This window comes from Anoxybacillus sp. ST4 (assembly GCF_019448545.1).
GTDB classification, from domain to species: domain Bacteria; phylum Bacillota; class Bacilli; order Bacillales; family Anoxybacillaceae; genus Anoxybacillus; species Anoxybacillus pushchinoensis.
The window spans coordinates 1-248 of record NZ_JAHZOE010000117.1 but is presented as its reverse complement, the minus strand read 5'-3'; the positions used below and the strand labels follow the sequence as shown (position 1 = coordinate 248).

1 pseudogene is annotated in these 248 nt (G+C 49.6%); it reads right to left on the bottom strand.

From position 1 onward, the window contains the following. Positions 1–248, bottom strand: a pseudogene (locus tag K1I44_RS15255) (hypothetical protein); the annotation flags it as partial.

Here is a 248-nt window from a genome sequence, read left to right as displayed (position 1 = left end):
CTCGTCTAGCGCTTGGACTTTTCCGTCGAGTGTTTGCACTTTCTCGTCTAGCGCTTGAACTTTTCCGTCGAGTGTTTGCACTTTCTCGTCTAGCGCTTGGACTTTTCCGTCGAGTGTTTGCACTTTCTCGTCTAGCGCTTGGACTTTTCCGTCGAGTGTTTGCACTTTCTCGTCTAGCGCTTGAACTTTTCCGTCGAGTGTTTGCACTTTCTCGTCTAGCGCTTGGACTTTTCCGTCGAGTGTTTGCA